The sequence below is a fragment of the Paenibacillus sp. V4I5 genome (genome assembly GCF_030817255.1).
Taxonomy (GTDB): Bacteria; Bacillota; Bacilli; order Paenibacillales; family NBRC-103111; genus Paenibacillus_E.
Genome location: NZ_JAUSZB010000002.1, coordinates 7,528,057 through 7,547,998 on the forward strand (window position 1 = coordinate 7,528,057; position 19,942 = coordinate 7,547,998).

The 19,942-nt window shown below is 42.7% G+C and carries 18 protein-coding genes; 13 read left to right on the plus strand and 5 right to left on the minus strand.

Annotation, left to right across the window (positions count from 1 at the left end; all coding sequences use genetic code 11):
- The first annotated feature begins 2 nt into the window (after window positions 1–2).
- From QFZ78_RS35700 to QFZ78_RS35715, 4 genes are all read left to right on the plus strand, one after another.
- On the plus strand, window positions 3–1,340 hold the full coding sequence (locus QFZ78_RS35700; RefSeq protein ID WP_307554479.1) for an ABC transporter substrate-binding protein: 1,338 nt from the start codon (window positions 3–5) through the stop codon (window positions 1,338–1,340).
- A 95-nt stretch (window positions 1,341–1,435) separates the two neighbouring features.
- Entirely contained in the window at window positions 1,436–2,317 is an 882-nt protein-coding gene (locus tag QFZ78_RS35705; RefSeq protein WP_307554481.1) for a carbohydrate ABC transporter permease, read from the plus strand.
- Window positions 2,318–2,329: 12 nt separating this feature from the next.
- Complete coding sequence (locus QFZ78_RS35710) at window positions 2,330–3,151, plus strand: carbohydrate ABC transporter permease (RefSeq protein ID WP_307554483.1); 822 nt, start codon at window positions 2,330–2,332, stop codon at window positions 3,149–3,151.
- 6 nt (window positions 3,152–3,157) lie between these two features.
- Complete coding sequence (locus tag QFZ78_RS35715) at window positions 3,158–4,861, plus strand: glycoside hydrolase family 66 protein (RefSeq protein WP_307554485.1); 1,704 nt, start codon at window positions 3,158–3,160, stop codon at window positions 4,859–4,861.
- 96 nt (window positions 4,862–4,957) lie between these two features.
- Here QFZ78_RS35715 and QFZ78_RS35720 read toward each other — a convergent pair whose 3' ends face one another.
- Window positions 4,958–5,503: a hypothetical protein gene (locus QFZ78_RS35720; protein ID WP_307554487.1), complete on the minus strand. Its 546-nt coding sequence runs from the start codon at window positions 5,501–5,503 to the stop codon at window positions 4,958–4,960.
- A gap of 350 nt (window positions 5,504–5,853) precedes the next feature.
- Between QFZ78_RS35720 and QFZ78_RS35725 the strand changes: the two genes are divergently transcribed.
- Both QFZ78_RS35725 and QFZ78_RS35730 read left to right on the plus strand, forming a co-directional pair.
- Window positions 5,854–7,242, plus strand: a complete 1,389-nt coding sequence (locus tag QFZ78_RS35725; RefSeq protein WP_307554488.1) for a hypothetical protein — start codon at window positions 5,854–5,856, stop codon at window positions 7,240–7,242.
- Between the two features lie 199 nt (window positions 7,243–7,441).
- Entirely contained in the window at window positions 7,442–8,911 is a 1,470-nt protein-coding gene (locus QFZ78_RS35730; protein ID WP_307554490.1) for a methyl-accepting chemotaxis protein, read from the plus strand.
- Window positions 8,912–9,204: 293 nt separating this feature from the next.
- Here QFZ78_RS35730 and QFZ78_RS35735 read toward each other — a convergent pair whose 3' ends face one another.
- Window positions 9,205–10,149 carry an alpha/beta hydrolase gene (locus QFZ78_RS35735; RefSeq protein ID WP_307554492.1) on the minus strand — a complete coding sequence of 315 codons (945 nt, stop codon included), beginning with the start codon at window positions 10,147–10,149 and terminating at the stop codon, window positions 9,205–9,207.
- Window positions 10,150–10,400: 251 nt separating this feature from the next.
- Between QFZ78_RS35735 and QFZ78_RS35740 the strand changes: the two genes are divergently transcribed.
- The 7 genes from QFZ78_RS35740 to QFZ78_RS35770 all read left to right on the plus strand — a co-directional run bounded on the left by QFZ78_RS35740 (window position 10,401) and on the right by QFZ78_RS35770 (window position 17,054).
- Window positions 10,401–11,339, plus strand: a complete 939-nt coding sequence (locus QFZ78_RS35740) for a 6-bladed beta-propeller (RefSeq protein WP_307554494.1) — start codon at window positions 10,401–10,403, stop codon at window positions 11,337–11,339.
- 213 nt (window positions 11,340–11,552) lie between these two features.
- The gene (locus tag QFZ78_RS35745) at window positions 11,553–12,284 is read left to right on the plus strand and encodes a phytanoyl-CoA dioxygenase family protein (RefSeq protein ID WP_307554496.1); all 732 of its coding nucleotides are present in this window, start codon (window positions 11,553–11,555) and stop codon (window positions 12,282–12,284) included.
- A gap of 76 nt (window positions 12,285–12,360) precedes the next feature.
- Window positions 12,361–13,194, plus strand: a complete 834-nt coding sequence (locus QFZ78_RS35750; protein ID WP_307554497.1) for an AraC family transcriptional regulator — start codon at window positions 12,361–12,363, stop codon at window positions 13,192–13,194.
- A gap of 444 nt (window positions 13,195–13,638) precedes the next feature.
- Window positions 13,639–14,502 (plus strand): multicopper oxidase domain-containing protein, encoded by an 864-nt coding sequence (locus tag QFZ78_RS35755; protein ID WP_483874844.1) that lies wholly within the window; start codon window positions 13,639–13,641, stop codon window positions 14,500–14,502.
- A 19-nt stretch (window positions 14,503–14,521) separates the two neighbouring features.
- Window positions 14,522–15,730 carry a ZIP family metal transporter gene (locus QFZ78_RS35760; RefSeq protein ID WP_307554502.1) on the plus strand — a complete coding sequence of 403 codons (1,209 nt, stop codon included), beginning with the start codon at window positions 14,522–14,524 and terminating at the stop codon, window positions 15,728–15,730.
- Between the two features lie 32 nt (window positions 15,731–15,762).
- A complete protein-coding gene (locus QFZ78_RS35765) occupies window positions 15,763–15,942 on the plus strand; it encodes a twin-arginine translocase TatA/TatE family subunit (protein ID WP_307554504.1) in 180 nt (59 codons plus the stop codon).
- Window positions 15,943–16,244: 302 nt separating this feature from the next.
- The gene (locus QFZ78_RS35770) at window positions 16,245–17,054 is read left to right on the plus strand and encodes a transporter substrate-binding domain-containing protein (protein ID WP_307554506.1); all 810 of its coding nucleotides are present in this window, start codon (window positions 16,245–16,247) and stop codon (window positions 17,052–17,054) included.
- Window positions 17,055–17,099: 45 nt separating this feature from the next.
- On the opposite strand, the gene QFZ78_RS38800 is transcribed toward QFZ78_RS35770, so the two are convergent.
- From QFZ78_RS38800 to QFZ78_RS35780, 3 genes are read right to left on the minus strand one after another with little or no spacing between them, the layout of a single operon-like run.
- Window positions 17,100–17,201, minus strand: coding sequence for a cytochrome bd oxidase small subunit CydS (locus tag QFZ78_RS38800; RefSeq protein WP_483874727.1), 102 nt, complete (start codon window positions 17,199–17,201; stop codon window positions 17,100–17,102).
- A gap of 4 nt (window positions 17,202–17,205) precedes the next feature.
- Window positions 17,206–18,234, minus strand: coding sequence for a cytochrome d ubiquinol oxidase subunit II (locus tag QFZ78_RS35775; protein WP_307554508.1), 1,029 nt, complete (start codon window positions 18,232–18,234; stop codon window positions 17,206–17,208).
- Window positions 18,231–19,580, minus strand: coding sequence for a cytochrome ubiquinol oxidase subunit I (locus QFZ78_RS35780; protein ID WP_307554510.1), 1,350 nt, complete (start codon window positions 19,578–19,580; stop codon window positions 18,231–18,233). The genes QFZ78_RS35775 and QFZ78_RS35780 overlap by 4 nt, the downstream gene beginning before the upstream one ends.
- Between the last annotated feature and the right edge of the window lie 362 nt (window positions 19,581–19,942).

The window sequence follows — 19,942 nt, forward strand, 5'->3', positions numbered from 1 at the left end:
CCATGAACTCAAAGAAAATGAGTGTGCTGCTTAGTTCCATCATGCTGTGCGGGATTGTTGCCGGATGCAGCCAAAAAACGACCGAAGCGCCTAAAGATGCGCCAGCTACAGCCGCAACAGCTCAAACAACGAGCAAACCTAAAGAAACTGTAAAGCTGAAATTTTTCACTGGAAAAGTGGAAACGGTTGATTTAATCAACACGATGATCGAGAAATTCAATTCGGAAAATCCCGGTATTGTTGTTGAACAAGAATATCAAAAAGATGCAAGTAATGTGATTAAAGTGAAATTCGCTTCTGGTGATATTCCAGATATCACAACGGTCGTTGAGCAGGATTATATAGACCAAGGAAAATATCTGGATCTTTCCACTGAAGCTTTCTGGTCCCGCGTTCTCCCTGCAATCAAGGAATTATCCACAGACGTGAAAACGGGCAAGCAGTTCCGAATCGCAACGAACGTCACGACGGCTGGTATCTTCTACAACAAAAAAATATTCAGTGAGCTTGGACTAAATGAAGCTTTAACCTGGAACGATTTCAAAACAAACTTACAGACGATCAAAGATAAAAAGCCGGATGTGGCTCCTATCTTCATCGCAGGTAGAGAGTCATGGACATTAGGTCATTTCATAGAGTTCTTGCCTCACGGTATCATCAAACAAACCCAAGGTGTGAACGGTTCCCGTAAAGCATTCATCAATAATGAATCCGATAAATTGGCATTCGACGCAGAGAATGGTTCCATTGATACATTTGCTAAAAGACTGCTGGAGCTAAAAAGCGCGGGACTTATGAACGGTGACGCTTTGACAGCTACTTATGATAACCAAAAAGAGGCATTTGCTACGGGGAAAGCAGCGATGATCAGTCAAGGTATGTGGGTGCTGGGCGATCTGCTTAAAATTAATCCGAATATGCAAAATGATATCGGGTTTAGTCCATATCCTTCCATCCAAGATGGCACTAAACCGGTCGTGCTTTCCGCAGACGACTCTAGATACGCAATTACATCCCAATCCAAACACCCGGCAGAAGCGAAGAAGTTTCTTGAATTCCTAATCAAACCTGAGAATTTGAAAACATACAGCGAATTCTTGAAATCGCCTCCAGCGTTCACAGATGTATCTGCAGATTGGGGTCCATTGAAAGAACAAGTTTCGCAAGCTTTGAAAACAGGCGTTAACATTCCGTTCACAGATACACCTTCGGGCTTCTCTGGCGATGATGCAGGAAGAATGGTTCAAGATTTACTGGCAGGCAAATATGCCAAAACGGTTGACTTTGCAAAAGCATACCAAACGGCTTGGGATAAAGCCTGGAAAGCAACACACAAGTAAGGTCAACTAAGTTGAGTTCTTACAGAATAGATAGACTTAAATGCTATAGACTCGGCTTAATCCGGGTCTATAACCATGATTGGAGAGAGAGATGGATGAAAATACTGCATAAGCTATGGAACAACCTGCACAAGTTTATGGCGCTGCCTGCCATCATCTTATTTGGACTATTTTTCATATATCCATTGACCCAGGGGATCGGAATCAGCCTGACCGACTCTAATGGGATATCTCAACCTCAATTTATTGGGTTTCAGAACTTTGTTGAATTTTTTAAAGACGAGCGAGCCAAAAAAGACGTTGCTACTACCGTGCTCTTTGCCTTGGGAAGCGCTCCGCTGCTTAACTTATTCGGCTTTGTGTATGCGTTGGTGCTGGATCGTTCCTTCAAAGGTAAAAGTGTGGTCCGAGCTATCATTTATTTGCCGGCCGTTATCAGCCCGCTCATTATGGGGTATGTGTGGTACTTTATCCTTCAACCGGACCGCGGGTTCTTGCATCACGTGCTGCAAAATTTGAACTTAGGCGTGCTTAGCGGCAATTGGCTTGGCAATCCTAAATCTGCTCTCATCGTTCTAATACTGATTAACGTATGGCAGTTTGTGGGCATGACCATGATTATTTATTTGGCAGGGCTCCAATCGATTCCCAAAGAGATGTATGAGGCGTGTGAAATCGATGGGGCCGGTTATGCCAAATCGTTATGGTACATCACCATCCCGATGCTTGTGCAATCTATCAAAATTAATGTTGTGACGAATATTATCGGCTCGTTGTCTGTATTCGAAGTTATCATTGCTCTAACTGATGGAGGACCAGGTTACAGCACTGAATCGCTTAGTATATATATATTGAGAATGCTGTATGGTAGCTTCACCGGGTATTCAACCGCAGTAGCCATGATCTTATTCGCTATCATCATTATTCCTGTGTTTATTTTTATGAAATTTATTAAAACAAGAGAGTTTGAAATGTAAGGGGGCTTCGTTATGAACTTAACTCGAGTGTTTAGCAAATATGCTTTAGTGACAGTTATGGCCTTGCTGTCCTTAATTCCGTTCTATATCTTGCTTTATTTGGCACTAAATACGCCTTCCCGGACGCTATTTAACGGGTTTGTGTTGTTTCCTGATTTCCATTTTGCTAACTTTTCACAAGCCTGGAAAGTATCTAAGATGGGGGCAGCAATTGGGAATTCACTGATTATCGCAATTGGCGGCGCGCTCTTGATTATCCTAGTATCCAGCTGTGCGGGATATGCGATTGCCAGGCATCAAAACAAATTCCATGCGATCGTGTTTAATATTTTGCTAATTTGTATGATGATTCCGGCGATTATCATCACGGTGCCTTTATATACGCTCATGAAGTCGATTGGCGGTATTAATACCCATTGGGCCATGATTTTACTAATGGCTTCCAACGGCATCCCTTTTTCCGTGTTCCTGTACGCCAGCTTCATTAAAGTATTGCCTCGCGAAATTGAAGAATCCGCCATTATTGACGGTTGTACACCGTTCACTGCGTTTTGGCGAGTCACGTTCCACTTTCTTCGTCCTGTCACCGCTGCGGTAGTCATTTTGCAGGGCTTAGCGATCTGGAATAATTACGGGCAAGCGGTATTTTTCCTGACAAGCCAATTGATGAGAACGATTCCGCTAGCCGTGTCCATTTTTTTTCAACAGTACGGGGCCCAATGGAACCTCATGGCTGCTGCCGCTGTAATTGGACTTGCGCCTGCTGTCATCGCATTTTTGATTTTCCAAAAATACTTTGTTAAAGGGATAACTGCAGGGGCAGTGAAAGGGTGAGAAAGCATGTTTCCACAAATGAAAGATGTCTTCGCAAGCAAAGCTCAATTTGTTACAAATGAGCCTGTTTCGATTGAAATTGAACTGGATAATCCGGCACAACATGAAGCCCATATTCATCTGGAAGTCAAAATTCTCGATTCCAACCGAATCATAAAGACATGTTCACTCGATCTTATTTTGCAGCCGAATTCAAGCTCAACCCACGTGGTTGAACTAGCGTCTTTTGATTCGGATTTTCAAGGTTACGGTATTGATGTTGATCTTATTCAAGACGGAGCAGAGCCTCAGCATTTTTCCAGTGCCTTTGATGTGGTCTCCAACTGGAGGAAATCACCTCGTTATGGTTTCCTAAGCGATTTTCATTCACGTGAAGAGGGTGATACGACTGATGTTACCAGCCTTAATAAGCTGCACATTAATTTAGTTCAATTTTATGATTGGATGTACCGCCATAATGATCTCGTGCCGCCACAAGATGTATTCACCGATTTAATGGGAAGGGAACTGAGTCTGAAGGTCGTGAAGGAGAAAATCGCGCTATGCCATTCTTACGGGATGAAGGCGATTGCCTACGGAGCTATCTATGCGGCAAGTAAAGCTTTCTTCGAAGAACATCCGGATTGGGCGCTTTATTATAGTAATGGCCATGTTGTTGATTTCATCAACATCTTTTCCATCATGAATATCAACGAAGAATCGCCTTGGCACAACCATATTATTAATGAATACAAAAAAACGATCGAAAACGTCCATTTCGACGGTATCCATATGGATACCTATGGATATCCCAAAACGGGTATTTCCATGCTCGGCGGGAAACAAAAGGTCGAACGGCTCGATGAGCAGTTCCCGATTCTAATTCGTAATACCCGTCAAGCCTTAGACCAGATTAATGACGATGTTTGTCTCATTTTCAACAATGTCGGGAATTGGCCGGTTGATACCGTCGCTTTGGCTGAACAGGATGTCATTTATATCGAAGTATGGAATCCATATGAGAAATATCATCATATCCAGCAGGTGATTGCCTGGGCTAAGCACTTAGGTAGAGGAAAGCCAGTTATACTGGCTGCTTATTTGAAGCCTTTCCGTTTGGAGCCAGCGGAAACGATTGAGAAAGCTCACATGTCTGCATTGTTGCTTTCCGCAATTATTTTCTCCCAAGGCGCTTATCATTTGCTGTTAGGTGAGAGCAATGGTGTTTTGACACAGGGATATTATGCCGACTATTCGATTGTAAGCGATGAGTTTATGAGAAATATTAGAAATTATTACGATTTTCTTGTTCGTTATGTACATCTACTGCAGGATTCAACGCTGCGCGACGTATCGATGACGCATGTGCAGGGCGATAATTTGGAGTATATGTTTGAGAATGCATCTTTCTCCACCTATGGAGAACCGAATAAAGTTTGGACGGTTGTCAGGGAGAATGAGTCACATAAGCTCATCAGCTTTATTAATCTCACGAATAATTTAGAGGATTACTGGAATGAAGGTAAATTACAGCCGACGACCGTAGAGGGTATCATGGTGAGGATTCAAATCGATGGCCCGGTTAAGCATGTATTCACAGCTAGCCCGGATATCGAGATGGGCAGACCGCATGATTTAATGTATACAATTGAGGATACCGAGCGTGGTTTAACACTTCTTGTTAACTTACCTAAGCTTTATGTGTGGAGTCTGTTAGTTATAGAAGTATAGTGTGGAACAAAAAAAGTACCGTCAGGGTTGGAAACTTCCCTGACGGTACTCTTTGGTGCTCACCTAATAATAAGCCTAGATCAGATGTGTTATTACTTATTTAACCGCAGCGACAACGAATTTGTCGTTCACTTTTTTCGTCGTGTAAGTTACACCGTCTTTGGTAGTGAATTTAACTTGATCCTTCGTATTCGAAGCGTCAAACGTAATATCTTCTTTTTTCGTGGCAAGAAGGTTTGAAGTGAAGAACGATTGTTTATTTGTAACGATAGCATTATCTGCTTTTTTATCAGTTAGGTAATGCCCAGCTAGTTGTTCTGCCATAGCTGTATCGAAGTAGCTGGTAAGAAATTTCACGGCTTTTTCTTTGCCGTCTGCAGCTTTAGGGTTGAGGATAAACGCGCCATCACTGGATTTGGCTTCCGCAAAGAGGAAGTCCACTTTCTCCTGAGCGATTCTAGCAGCTATATAGCCTTTCATATTAACGGCATCTTGGCTTTCGGCAGTTGCTTGCGGAGCAGCCGTTGTGTTCCTTGTAGCTGCGGGGCTTGGCGAAGATTTCGGTTGATCGGAAGAGCAGGCTGCTCCTGTCAACATAACGGATAGTAAAATGAGTCCTGCTGCAGTTTTTTTTAATGTCATTGTCGTGCACCTCTTCATTTCAATATTCAGATCATACTAATTTTGTAAAATTATCCGAAATATATAATATTTTTTTAATCAGCAATATAGAAATATATAGGAAATTGTGAGTAATTGCAAATTTTTGCGACTGAAGTAGCGCCTGTTCTGCGCCGAGAGCTTCCCAGTTCGGTTTGGAGCAGCGAGCCTTCGCCGCAAATCCCTGCGCGATCACGGTATCGGCAGGTTAGACCAATGAGGTCCGAAAGAGGTTAATATTTTACGCGGAAAAGTAAATACATGAACTAGACGATAAACGCCTTATTCATTATAGTAGGTTTAAAGATAACTAACCCAAAAGAGGTGTTCACTTGAATAGTCGACTATTATTGGAAGCGCTGCAAGCTGCGGAGACGGACCATGCTTCCCTTTTTGAAGAAGTCAGAACGCGATCCGTGGATATACGCTCAGGTTTGGACAATCCGCTGCTAGCCGTCCACCGAATAGAAGTCCGGCAGTTGGCTGACCAATTCCTCACGCAGCCCATCGAGGCGCTGCCCTTCAGCGCATTTCGATTATTTCAAGTAAATGGTTCGAGAAAAGAGTTCGAGAAGCACTACTTCGATCGTCGACGTCGGCTTGCGGCTTTTGCAATCGCTGCTTTAACAGAAGATGATGCAGTATTCATTCCTGCACTCGAGGACACCATCTGGGCCATATGCGATGAATACACATGGTGCTTGCCTGCACACCTGAACGTCCAAGATCCCGAAGCAGAAGATGAGGCGCCAAGGCATGTAGATTTGTTCGTATCAGAGACGGCCCATGCATTGAGTGAGATTTGTCAACTGTTCAAGGATCGACTCGATCCACTTATTGTTAAACGCGCACGTCACGAGGTTATGCAAAGAGTGCTGAATCCGTATATGCAGCTCAAGAGAATGTTTGGGTGGGAGACAGCAACGCACAACTGGTCGGCAGTATGCGCAGGAAGCATCGGAATGGCTGCTATTTATATGATCCAGGATTCGAGAATCCTGATGCCTGTCTTAAATCGCGTTTTTGAAGCGATGGAGTGCTTCCTTGAAGGGTTCACCGAAGAGGGGGCGTGTTTGGAAGGTCTCGGTTATTGGTACTACGGTTTCGGTTATTACGTTTATTTTGCAGAGCTGCTTAAGCAGCGTACTGGTGGTCAGGTCGATCTGCTTCTGGATGAAAAGAAAGCCAGGCACATTGCGGAGTTCCCGCAATTCTGTTTTCTACAGGAGAATCATGTGGCGAATTTCTCCGATTGCGGGCGTACGAGCGGTATACAGACTGGCTTATTTAGCCTTCTATGCCAGAGGATAGTGGAAGTGGGTATTCAGGATGGAAGAGATCGATTCCTGTTGGATCTGCGGCAAGCTTATGACGTACCGCATCTGCACAAATTGGAGCGTTTGTTCGATTTGGACAAGCAGCAGGGCAAATTAATGATAACTGACAGTTATGAATTTACGGAATCTCCTACATCGATTACAGAGCGTTTCATTACCCTTTATCCGCCAAAAGTTGGCAAGGAGGGGGAAATCATTTTAAGCGCGAGTGAAGGTCAGAAGCTTCGTCTAGTGTATGAAGCCCGCCAGTTGGATGCAGCGATTCAGACTTCTGAACACTTGGATCATTCAGGGAATGCCGAGACGGTGTATCTGATTGACCTGAAGAGTGTGGATACAGCCAGACAGCAGGTTATATCTGTGACGTTAGAGCCTGTCTATTAATACGGTATTCAAGTGTATGTAATGGTTATGTTATATATATTGACATAAAACTACATTTTTTATATAATCGAACCATCACAAAGACGTGATTACGTAGAAAATCTAACATTGTTTTTTCTATTCTAGTTGGCAACGAAGCCTATCCGTTACAGTTTCTGTAATGGGATAGGCTTTTTTATGTGTAAAAGGAGGAGTCACTTTGTTCAAACTAGTTCATTCATCATCGTATGAAAAGGTTCATGGGGATTTATTAAAAATGGCTACGGGTGATTTCAGTATGAGCTGTGCCCCTGTTGTTGGTGAGAAATCATTAATCAGTACGTTGAAAAAAACAATTCGCAGTTTGAAATCTCTCATCCGAATCGTCGATAAATCATCAAATGAGCTTTATCATAAGATGGAGGATACGAGCGTGAGGTCAACTCTGATTACTGTGCAGGTAGAAGAAATAACGGCTACAATGCGAGAAATGGCTGAAGGTATGCAGGATGCCTCTGAACATGCCCAGCTCATATCAGACCAAATCCATCCTATTCATACCTTTCTTGAGGGAGTTAGAGATAGCAACAGTGCCATCGTCCAATCATCGACTCAGTTTTTGGGAGAAGTGAGCTCTGGCAGAGTGGAAATGAGTGTAGCGATGGAACAAATGCAGTTAATCTCCAAGGATAGTACGCAAATCTATGTAAAAATGGATGAATTGAATAAAGCACTTGAGAAAATAGCAGACATGACCATTCTAATCGAACATATCTCTAAACAAACCCAATTGTTAGCGCTAAATGCGAATATCGAAGCAGCGCGTGCAGGAGAACAGGGAAAAGGATTTGCGGTCGTCGCTCAAGAGATTTCGAAGATGGCCATTCAGACGAAGCAGGAAACAGTTAACATACAGGAACTTATCCAAACGGTTACATCTAGTGCAGATGGATTGCGAGGTTCGATACACCAGATGCAGGACACGGTTGGTACAGGAGCGCATACCTTGCAAGGAGCGGTTAGTAAGTATGAAATGATGGAGACGTTCCTTGGTCAACTTTTAGGTGACATGCAGGAAGTAGATGGTCGCTTAGAAGGAGTTACCAGCAATACAATGTCTATTGCAAATTCGATTAATCAAACGTCAGCAATGATTCAACAAGTAACGGCTGGGAGCGAAGAAGTTTTGGCTGCTGCTGATGTTCAGCTTCAGAATATTGTGGGGATGAATGAAAGTATTCAAGAAGCAACACGGAGCAGCCTTTCTTTACGCTCGGTAGTTTCGCAATTTAAATTGCCTTCACTCCAGCAATCTCATGCCTTTCAGAAAGATTTGGACGTGTGGATGGAATGTGCGACCGGCATGCGAGCGATCATGGTTTCGTTGATTGAGGCCAGGGATCCAGAAAAAATAAACGATTGGTACCAGAAAAAAGTGGCACAAGAGGTAATTTTACAAACATGTATGAAAGGGCTAGAAAGTAAGTTAAAAGAGGTGAGTGATCGAAAATACTTCTCCTCGTTGCGCTCTGCCTGGGATGCTTTTGGCGTGATCAAGGATCAAAATGCAGCATGGATGCTGGAAGGAGAATATGATAAAGCGAAACAAGCGCTGATTAGCCACGGGCGAGAGTGTTTTAAACAAGCGGTTGATGTAGCTGCGGAATGGATGGAGCAGGTCGGGGTATAGGATGATAAAATAGGAGAGAAAGTTGTACGATGTACAACAATTTCGATGATTTCTTCTCTCCAAGTTATTGATGTTGTATGTTGTACAACAATTTAGCCTCATTTCACTATTTGGAGCTACTTTTGAGTGAAAATGTTGTATTTACTGCAACAATCGCAGGGAAATTGCAAATTAGTTGCCTTATTGTTACACAGAATACATCATTGATTGTCTTGAGCCAACAAGAGACACATCCACTGGTGGATTGTGCCTCTGTTTCTTCGTATTAACCCTGCTTGCACCGCAGGCAACTGTTAGGATTCTCGCAGCCAAGCTTTGGCAAGCATCATGGCACCGCGCGCGGCTTCCGTGTCAGCCAAGGCATTCAGCATCACGAAGTCGTGGATGATGCTTTGGAAGCGCACGGACGTGACGGGCACGCCGGCTTCGCGAAGCTTGTTCGCGTAGGCTTCTCCTTCATCGCGCAGCACGTCGGCCTCGCCTGTGATGATCAGCGCGGGTGGGAGGCAGCTGAGCTGCTCGAGTGTAGCTCGCAGCGGAGATGCCGTCACCTCCGCTCGTTCACGGGGATCAGATGTGTATTGATCCCAGAACCACTGCATCGCATCACGACGTAGGAAGTATCCCGTTGCGAACTGCTCATAGGAATCCGTGTCGAAGGATGCATCGGTTACAGGGTAGAACAGCAGCTGCTTATGGAAGGTCGGGCCCTTGCGTTCCTTGGCGACCAACGTAATGGCTGCGGCCATGTTGCCGCCAACGCTATCGCCTGCAATTGTGAGACGCTCAGCATCGAAGCCGTACTCTTTTGCATGGTCGGCTATCCATTGGAGGACAGCGTAGATCTCCTCGAGTGCTGTTGGATACTTGGCCTCAGGCGAAAGGCTATAGTTGGGGAATACGACGGCTGCCTGAGCACCAACGGCAAGCTCGCGGACCAAGCGATCATGCGTATGTGCATTTCCGAAAACCCACCCAGCACCGTGGATATACAGGATAACAGGGAGAGTCGGGGGTGAATTCTTTGGTCGCAGAATTCTCACGGATACTTCACCGCTCGGACCACCTGCGATTGTAAGATCTTGCATGTCGACAGCTTCTTTATGGACGGGCTCGGATTGCACCTTGTCAACAGTCTCGCGCCCTTTTACCGGACCTAGATCGAAGAGAAAGGGCGGTTTTGCGGTATCTTCTGCGAATTTCTGCGCTGCGGCTTCAAGATGAATTTTATTTGGCATGTGTAATTCCTCCTTTGACGTGTTCATCTATGGATTAACACCATCGATTGTTGTTTTAGTGCCTACCACTATGTAAACGTTGATCCTAAGTTTGAATCTCTCCTTTGTCGAAAAGGCACTCAATAGGTTACCCAGATTGACATGGTTGTATCAACTCCTGAAGGTAACTGGCTTTCAACATTTGAACTAGTATACAGTAATAATTAAGTGGTATTATTAAAAGGAAATAAGTAGAAAAGGATGTGGATAAATTGGAAGCGCTATCTCTGAGTGCCCTTCAAGCAGGTAATACGTCACATAACTATGAAGTTATTCCCAACTGGGCAAAAGTGCCCGAAAATGTGACATTAGGTTACACACACGGAATTGAAGTTGATGAAGCGGGTCGCTTTTATTTGTTCCATACCGGAAAGCCTTCCGTTGTGGTATTTGACCGTAATGGGCAATATTTGAATGCCTGGGGCGAAGAATTCGAAGGAGGCGCGCACGGCTTTTATCTGCACAAAGAAGCAGGTGGCGAATTCCTTTATGTGACCGACACGGCCAAAGGGATTATGGTTAAAACAACATTAACCGGCGAACATCTGTTAACGATCGGCACGCCAGATCTGCCTGAGATTTATGATGATGAACGCAAATTTGTGCCTACGGATGTGGCTGTGGCGCCAAATGGCGATATTTATATTTCAGATGGGTATGGTCAAAGCTGGGTACATCAATATAATGCACTTGGTGACTATATTCGTTCATGGGGAGGGAAGGGCTCAGAAACGGGGCAATTCGCTTGTCCACATGGTATATCCGTTGACTTGAGACGCGGAGAACCAGAACTTTATGTTGCGGATCGAGGCAATCATAGGATCCAAGTGTTTACGCTCGATGGGCAATTCAAACGCACCTTTGACCATGATATGGATATGCCCTGCAGCTTCTATTTCTACAAAGATGAAATGTATTTTCCGGACTTATACAGCCGTGTAACGGTATTCGATAAACATGATAGATTAGTTGCTCATTTGGGTGAGGATCGTCAAGCTAAATCTCAAGCGGGATGGCCTAATCTAGATAAGGCTTATTATCGCGCTAACAAATTCAGTTCTCCGCATGGTATCTGTGTCGATTCGCGTGGAGATGTCTATGTGGCCGAGTGGATTTCGGATGGACGATTGACCAAGTTAGCTCGCAGGTAATTGATTGTTATCATCATCTTGTTACTTATCATTCAGTATACAAAGTCACTCTTCCAAGAGTGGCTTTTTTTCTTATGATCAACTAGTAACGCCGTTTTTTCTTGCTTTACCTTAAGATACGCTAACTTTTTCTGAGTAAACGATAAGCCTGTCATCCAACATGTGCGTTATAGTTAATTTGTCGATAAGAACATACATCTTGGAGGGATTACATTGAGTAAATTAACCAATGAGGAAGTCGAATTTTATAAGAAGAATGGGTACTTACTTTATGAAAAACAGCTGTATTCTGCAGAGAAGTTAGCTGAGTTGACGGATATATTTGAAGATCAACTAAAGCAAAAAGGAAGTAAACTGTCTGACGAGCTGGACACACCTCATTTCCGTGAAGAACGGCTGCTCAAATTCCTCCTGTCAGATGAAGTTCTGGATCTCGTGGAGCCTATTATCGGACCGAACATTGGTCTATGGTCCAGCCATTTTATTTGCAAAGACCCCTTTATTGGCAGGGCAACGCCATGGCATGAGGATTCGGCTTATTGGAATGGTCGGGTTAGTTCATTTGATAAAATCATTACGGTTTGGCTCGCCATTGACCATAGTTCGAAGGAAAATGGCTGTATGCAAGTTATTCCAGGCACACATACCAACGGTTTCTCTGAGTATGAAAGTGTAGATGGGTCCCAGAACCTGTTTAATACGCAAATTAAAAACATGGATACATCAACAGCTGTTCACTTCGAATTGCAGAGAGGTCAATGCTCGCTGCATGACTCGCGCATCATTCACGGTGCAGATCCAAACAAAAGTGAAAACCGTCGTTGTGGATATACCATGCGTTATTTCTCAACCGAAACGCAAGTGTATCCAGAGAAAAATCCAAACTTTAAAGTTTGGTTGGCACGCGGTCAAGATCTAGCAGGGAATACGTATGCTAACGTATAAAAGACAGCTGTAATAGCCGATTTAAGGTGCATCTCGATATGCTATAATAATGGCACAATGGAGGCGGAGGGCAGATATGAAAAAACAACCGATTAGGTTAACGAATGACCAATTTATTGATCCCTCCTCCTCTTTTCAAATTTACTTTCAGCACATCAATAACGAGCACCACTCCTTGCACTGGCATGAATTTTATGAGCTTTGCTTTGTTCTCCGTGGACGAGGAGTGAACATCGTTAATGGAACTGAGCATCGACTTATAAGGGGAAGTCTCTTTCTACTCACACCAGCAGATTTTCATGAAATCTATTCATTTCCCGATGAGCCCATGGATATTTACAACCTTGTTTTCTCCGGAGATTTTCTTGGGGAAGAGATAAGAGAGCTGATGTTTCAACACTTCGCCGAATATATGGTTGATATCGATGTTAACTTTGACATGATAGAGTCCGAATTTCGCCTGATTAGCAGTGAGGCCTATAATTGGATGCCAGGTCAGCAAATGATGGTGAAAGGTGCGTTAGAGCGGATCCTTCTTAACCTTTTTCGAGCCTATAGTCAGCAACACCCACGTATCAATGAAAAGGATTTAGAAGCTCAGCATCGTTCGATTCAGAGAGCTCTTGTCTATATTCACCACCATTTTCGAGATCCACTACGATTAGAGGAAGCAGCCAAACAAGCGGCATTAGCACCTAATTATTTCAGTCATGCATTTCGTAAAATGACAGGAATCCCATTCCAGATTTATTTACAGGGACTGCGTTTGAACTTTGCTAAATCGTTGTTAATGGCATCGGATATACCTGTCACAGAAATTTGCTATGCATCCGGATTTAATACGTTAACTCACTTCGAACGAGCCTTCAAACTAAAGTTCGGGAGCTCGCCGAGAACCTTTCAGAAGTAAGTTTGTGGGTAAAGTCCCTGTTTTGTAACCATACAAAACAGGGACTTTTTATGCGCTCAAGCCTTCTTTTGGATGGATAGCAATGGCGGTATTTTTCTTTGGAAAAAATAGGTTTACAAACTATGTATATGGGCTTATAGTGAAGTCAAGGTTTTTCCCTTGGTAAACTCTTTGTCCCATTATAAACAAAATTTTTTTTAACTAAAAAGTTTCCCTAATACAAAAGTATTGTAAAAAAGCAATATAAAATAGGAGGGCATGACGATGTTCCGTAAACCGATTGATAAGGTATCAAGACGTAATCTTTTGAAAATGGGAACTGCAGGGGCTTTTGCTGTCATTGGCAGTGCTTTACTGAATCCATCATCCTTATTTGGTAAATCATCATTAGCTGCGGATAAGCATGACATTCATAATGCTATGAAAAATCAATTGCATGAAGGAATGAAACATGGATATGTTCCAAGTACGGAAGTGACAGAAGGCCTTAAAGCAGCTCAGAAAGCACTCACAGCTTTTGATTATGGAAAGGTAAGTAAGCTTCCTGATGGAAGAACGTTACGGGAATACGAAATTTCATCCTATGAAACGAATGTTGAGATCGCGAAAGGGATCAAGTTTCCCGGTTGGACATTCAATGGCACGATACCAGGACCCACTATTCGTTGTACAGAAGGAGATGTCCTCCGAGTTCATTTTACGAATGCCTCGAGCCATCCTCATTCTATCCATTTTCATGGTATGCATCCTACCAACATGGACGGACTGGAAGCAATTAATGCAGGTGATACCTTTACTTATGAATTTGAAGCAAAGCCAGCCGGTATGCATGTCTACCATTGTCATGTTGCTCCTCTCGCCAGACATATTCATAAAGGACTCTACGGTAACTTCATTATTGATCCGAAGAAGCCAAGAGCTGCTGCCAAAGAATTCAATATGCTTATGAACGGCTATGATCTTGATTTGGATGGGGAAAATGAAGTCTATACGGTGAATGGATATGCATTCGCCTATCAACAAGAACCAATTAAGGTTAAGGTTGGGGAACTAGTACGAATTTATTTAAGCAATCTTACTGAATTTGATTTCATTAATTCTTTTCACCTTCATGCGAACTTTTTTAACTATTATGCAACCGGCGCGGATCCTGAAGCGCGTCCCCAATTTACAGATACCATTATGCAATGTCAGGGAGAACGAGGCATTCTAGAAATTGTATTCCCATCTCCTGGACGATACATGTTTCATGCCCATCAAAGTGAATTTGCTGAGCTCGGATGGATGGGCTTCTTCATAGCGGAATAAGAAAGGAGGAGAGCGTACGATGAATATCAATGTTCAAACCGAAAATAAGGTTCCAACAAACAAATTTAAAGCTATCTTGTGGGGAATTCTCCCCCTAATTTTACTTATTGCGATTATCACTACCATTGCAAAAGTGGGAACAGGAATAGAAAATGAGCCGGCTGCTCCTATTGAAGTTCTTAATGTCGAGAAAATAACGCTAAATGATGAAGGAATCCAGCTTAAGGTGCTTAATTCAGGACCGGAGGAAATAACGATAGCACAAGTCGTTGTGGATGGAGCCTTTTGGAATGCGGATTTCTCTCCAAGTGATACCTTACAAAGATTTGAACAGGGAACTGTAAAAATCCCTTACCCATGGGTCCAAGGAGATCCACATGAAGTTAAACTAATCACCTCAAATGGATTGATTTTCACTGGCGAAGTTGCGGCCGCAGCTTCGACACCTGAACCAAATGGTAAACTATTTTGGCAATATGCATTAATAGGTTTCTACGTAGGGGTTATTCCTGTTGGGTTAGGACTCTTATGGTATCCATTTTTACGTAGATTTTCAGTTAAAGGCATGCATGCTATTCTTGCATTGACGGTAGGGCTTTTGTTTTTCTTAGTTATCGATACCTTTGAAGAAGGGTTTGAAATGGCTTCTGAAGCACCAGGTGTATTTCAAGGTACAGGCTTGGTTTGGTTTGGCGCACTGCTCAGTTGTCTCTTCTTAATAGCGGTGGATCAGTCGAATGATCGCAAGCTAAGCAGCAGTTCTTTGGAGGGAAGAAGGGTATCGGGCAAAATCGCTACAGGTATTGGACTTCATAATTTTGGCGAAGGGCTTGCCATTGGATCCGCTTTTGCTGTCGGAGAAGCAGCCTTGGGAACTTTCTTGATTATCGGTTTTACCCTGCACAATATCACAGAGGGCGTTGGGATCGCAGCACCATTACTCAAAGATCGTCCCAACTGGAAGACCTTTGTCTCGTTAGCGTTAATCGCCGGTGGACCTGCCATTATTGGGACTTGGGTAGGCGGATTTATTTTTAATGATACATTAGCCGCGTTATTCTTCGGTATAGGTGCAGGCGCTATACTGCAAGTCATCTATGTCATTTCCAAAATGATTCTTAAAGAGTCCGAGAAAAGAAATCTTTCTCCTGTTTCTTGGCTGAATTTTGGAGGGCTAACCGCAGGAATTCTTATTATGTATGTGACAGCTCTCATGGTAAAATTTTAATTCAGAAACCATATATGGGGTAGGTGAACAGCATGCTATCAGGCATTGGCGTATCAGGGATTGTCATCATCTTTGCAGTTGCGTTACTTTTATTCGGTCCTTCGAAGCTTCCGCAGTTAGGCCGCGCATTCGGCACAACGATTAAGGAGTTTAGACAAGGAACGAAAGGATTGTTAGAAGAAGATACCAAAGAGAAGCGGAAAGTAGAATGAATAGAAGACCAATCCATAATTTTGCGGATTGGTCTTTTTCATCTTATTTATCCTTCTGAATGAAAACTTGCACAATATATGCTGTCGAGTCTGCATAACTGTTTAATGATTTACAAATAATACCTTTGTTTACCTGATAATCTGATAGCATGACCTATGCAATGGAAGTGAAATTCTGTAAATACCCCTAGAGTAAGTATTCTATTGGATTTTCTCCAATGAAATTGAAGGTACCTTGGCGTATATCGAATTTATTTCAGAGAAAGTGCATAACACATGCTGATAAGGAGGGCATTATAGCAATGAAAATACGAGTTCGAAGCAAACAGGGGATCACTCTGTTGGTCGTACTATTGGAACTACTTGCTTCCACAGGATGCGCGAAGAATGAATCGATCAAAGTCGGCATCGAGAAAAACTCGCGGCCCTTCTCGTATACAGAAGGAGAAGAGAAGAAAGGCTTCGAAGTGGAATTATGGCAGGCCATTGCTAAGAAGGCGAAAATAGAATATGAATGGGTAGCCATGGAATACGGTGAATTGAACAAAAGTGTAAAATCTGGCGATGTGGATCTGGCAATCGCCGGAATGACCATCAAGAATGCCCGCAAGAACAATTTAGACTATTCAAGTCCTTATTTTCAATCGGGAGAAGCGATACTCACCGCATCAGATAATGAGGTGATTAAAGGCAAAGATGACTTGGCCCAGAAAGTAGTGGCAACAAGGAACGGATCGACTGCTTATCATTTTGCGAGTGAAATTAAAGGGATCAAAATAAGGAGCTATGCGAATATCTCGGATGCTTACGATGATTTGAAAAATAAAACGGTTGATGCCGTTGTTTTTGAAGAGCACAGTATTCAAGATTATTTGCAAAACTCAACAGAAGGAAAAGCTAAAAAGGTAGGAGAAGCTTTCAACAAAGATAGCTACGCTATCGTTGCTAAAAAGCGGAACATGTACATGGGAAGGATCAATAAGGCTATTGAAGCAGTCTCCAAAGATGGGACTTATGAAGCTCTCTACACGAAGTATTTCGGAAGTAAACCAGAGAAACTGCTGAAAAATCTCAAAGACGAGATGGAAAATGATATCGAACATGAATCATAAGTAAAAAAGTCGACTAGCTTATAGTCGACTTCTTTGCCTTACTAATCATTCAGTCACTTCGGCTGCTCTTGGTACCCACAGAATCATAAAAACAAGTGAAAATAGAACAAATATCGGTGGAGCATATTGGATTAATAAGTTTTCCATAGGTTTAATCACCCTTCTTTTTAAATTTACCTTGTACATAATCAGCATCAAAAAGAAATAGACGCATAAGCAGAAACAGAGATGGGATTAGAATAACAAGCCCTGCAATAAAGGCGATGACTAGCGCAGTTCCCATTGCTTGATTCGTAAAATTTTCGTGAATGGAGATGTATGGAAATAAAATATACGGTAAATGGGCTTTACCATAACCAAAGAAAGCAAAAGCAAATTGCAAAAGCACCAATATGAACGCTAGACCTAGCTTGATTTGTTTCCATAGGAAGTAGACGGCAACTAAAAAGCAGAGAAATGATGCTCCGAACATCCATCCAAGGTTAAGCATGTTGCGGAAATGTTCTGGGTTTTGCTGGTTTATGGCGAAAAAGACAAGCAGACTTGCAAGAATAGTGGGTCCGCTCCAGAAAAGAGCATAGCCTCGTAAAATTCTAAAAGCGGGAAAGTCTTTTGCTCTATAGGCATAGTAGGAAAGGAACATGGACGAGATATAAAGGACGCTCACTAGCGACAGCAAGATGACCGACCACGTATAAGGACTCCTAAGTAACTTACTCCAATCTAGCAAAATCATGCCGTTCTGTTCAACGATGATTCCCCCTTCAGAAATGGTAAGCACCGTAGAAAGGGTTGCAGGGATGAGCAAGCCAGTTGCTCCATAGAGCAGCATGTACCATTTGTTATCCTTGGAACCATAGTTGCTGAAAGCGTAGTAGGCTCCTCTTATGGCTAGCAATATGATCGCCACACTGCCTGGTACAAGTAACGCGGTCCCATAATAACGTGCTGTTTCTGGGAAGAATCCAATCATACCGATGTAGAAGAAAACTAAGAATACATTGGTAACTTCCCAGACAGGAGATAAATATCTTTCAATGATCTTATGAATGATATGCTGTTTCATCGTAATAACTGAATAATAACTGAAGAAACCCGCACCAAAGTCTATGGACGCTACAATTAAATATCCGTATAAAAAGATCCACAAAACAGTTATGCCAACAAGTTCTAGACTCATTCTTTGGTCCTCCCCCCGAAAATACCAAGTGCAATCAGTTCATCTGCAACATCGTTTTTTCTGAAAAGTTTGGATAATACTTTTACTGCGGTCATTGCTAAAACGATATAAAGTAAACAGAACAGCAGTAACATCGTATCCACGTCTTGTGAAGTTGTAGCGGCGTCTGCTACCTTCATATATCCGCGTAGAATCCATGGTTGGCGGCCAACCTCCGCGTAAAACCATCCACATTGGATGCCTAGCATGGAAAGAGGACCACACCCAACAATAATCGCTAGAAGCCATCTCGGATAAGGTTTACGGGATTTTTTGCGTGCGTACCACATATGACAAATGCCAACGACAATCACAAACATCCCTATAGCAACCATGGCGTCAAAGAAATAATGCACGTACAATGGAGGACGGAGATCTTTCGGAATATCATTCAGTCCTTTTACTTCGGTTTCGGGAGTTCCGCCTGCCAAAATACTTAATGCATACGGAATTTTCAACGCATATTTAACCTCATTATTTTCAGTCAAAATACCACCAAGAACGAGCGGGGCATTCGTTGATGTTTCGAAATGCCACTCGGCTGCGGCAAGTTTTTCGGGCTGAGTATGAGCTAGGAATTTTGCTGATAGATCACCGATCATTGCCGTGGTTATGGCGAAAACGAGCCCAGCAGTAACAGTCAGCTTTAAAGCTTTCTTGGCATATAAAGTGTCCCCTTTTTTCCTTAGAAGGGAGTAGGCCGCTATAGCAGCCAAGATGAATGCGCTGGTCATATAGGCTGAGGAAAGTACATGTGCCACTTTAGTTGGCATTGATGGATTAAACATAGCTAGAATCGGCTGGACATTTGTAATCAAGCCATCTTTTAGAGTAAAGCCTTGCGGCGTATTCATGAATGCATTTACAGTCGTAATAAAAAATGCTGAAGCAGAGGACCCGATGACAACAGGCACGAGTAGTAACAGATGATGTTTAGGTTTTAATCGTTCCCATGTATATAAATAAATGCCTAAGAAGATAGCCTCGATGAAAAAGGCAAAAGTTTCTAGAAATAACGGAAGCGCAATAGCTTGCCCAGCAATCTCCATGAATTTTGGCCACAACAAGCTGAGTTGAAGCCCGATAGCAGTACCAGTAACCACCCCAATAGCAACGGTGATAATGAATCCCCGAGCCCATCTTCGTGCCAGCAATGCATAATAGGGATCTTTACGTTTAATGCTGGCTAACTCAGCCAACATGATCATGACCGGAACGCCAACACCGATGGTAGCGAAAATGATATGAAATGCCAGTGTGGTCTCAGTGAGTAGGCGGCTATAAAATACAGAATCGTAGGTAGGCATAGGGACACATCTCCTTTGTAGCTTTCATAGGTTCAAAAAAACTTGCGGATAAAAGAGAGTAACATGACAAAAGCAACAATGAACATCAGGTACATCAATCGTTTTTCATGTTTTCGAGATTGGTTCAAGTGGTATCACCTTCTGTTTTCCATTTGATTTGCTATATATTTCTATCTTACTCCAATGTATGTGATTTTTTTCACATAATATGTGAATACGGTTTGAACAAAGTATTACAACTTTATTAACGTTATGAATAAATGATTGTAATCTGTTACCCACATCAGTAAAGAATACAATATTTGTACGATTATACATGCCTAAAATGCGATCATCCATGGCTCAACGAATTGATTTCACCT